Origin of the sequence: Nocardia shimofusensis NBRC 100134, from assembly GCF_001613125.1 — a bacterium.
In the GTDB taxonomy this organism is placed as follows: Bacteria; Actinomycetota; Actinomycetes; order Mycobacteriales; family Mycobacteriaceae; genus Nocardia; species Nocardia shimofusensis.
On sequence record NZ_BDBT01000068.1, the window covers coordinates 1 to 1,292 of the forward strand.

Annotated in this window: 1 protein-coding gene; it reads left to right on the top strand. The window is 66.3% G+C overall.

All coding sequences use genetic code 11. From position 1 onward, the window contains the following. On the top strand, positions 1-1,292 hold a 1,292-nt coding region (locus tag NS3_RS28090; RefSeq protein WP_067866077.1), incomplete at both ends, for an acetate--CoA ligase.

Consider the following 1,292-nt stretch of genomic DNA (forward strand, 5'->3'; position numbering starts at 1 on the left):
TCCTACCCGCCGTCGCCGGAGTTCGTCGCCCAAGCCAACACCGACGGCTCGCTCTACGAACAAGCACAGACCGACCGACTGGCATTCTGGGCCGAACAAGCCCGCCGCCTGCACTGGCACACCCCCTTCACCGAAATCCTCGACTGGACCCACGCCCCCATCGCCCGCTGGTTCGCCGACGGCGAACTCAACATCGCCTACAACTGCCTCGACCGCCACGTCCTGGCCGGACACGGCGACCAACCCGCCATCCACTGGGAAGGCGAACCCGGCGACAAACGCACCCTCACCTACCACGACCTCCTCACCGAAGTCAGCAAAGCAGCCAACTACCTCACCGAACTCGGCCTGACCCCCGGCGACCGCGTCGCCATCTACATGCCGATGATCCCCGAAGCCATCATCGCCATCCTCGCCTGCGCCCGCCTCGGCCTCACCCACTCCGTCGTCTTCGCCGGCTTCTCCCCCCACGCCCTGCGCCAACGCACCGACGACGCCGCCGCCCGCCTCATCATCACCACCGACGGCCAATACCGCCGCGGCACCCCCGTCCCCCTCAAAACCGCCGTCGACGAAGCCCTCACCGAACCCGGCCACACCGTCGAACACGTCCTCGTCGTCGCCCGCACCGGCATCGACACCCCCATCACCGAAGGCCGCGACCTGTGGTGGCACGACACCGTCACCCACGCCTCCCCCCACCACACCGCCCAACCCTTCCCCGCCGAACACCCCCTGTTCATCCTCTACACCTCCGGCACCACCGGAAAACCCAAAGGCATCCTCCACACCAGCGGCGGCTACCTCACCCAAACCGCCTACACCCACCACTACGTCTTCGACCACAAACCCGGACAAGACATCTACTGGTGCACCGCCGACATCGGCTGGATCACCGGCCACTCCTACATCGTCTACGGCCCCCTCGCCAACCGCGCCACCCAAATCGTCTACGAAGGCACCCCCAACTCCCCCACCGAACACCGCCACTTCCAAATCATCGAAAACTACGGCGTCACCATCTACTACACCGCCCCCACCCTCATCCGCACCTTCATGAAATGGGGCAGGGCGATCCCGGACGCGCACAACCTGAACTCACTGCGACTGCTCGGCAGCGTCGGCGAACCCATCAACCCCGAAGCCTGGCGCTGGTATCGAGAAGTCCTCGGCGCCGACCGCACCCCCATCGTCGACACCTGGTGGCAAACCGAAACCGGCGCCATCATGATCTCCCCACTACCCGGCGCAACCACCACCAAACCCGGCGCCGCCATGACCCCACTGCCCGG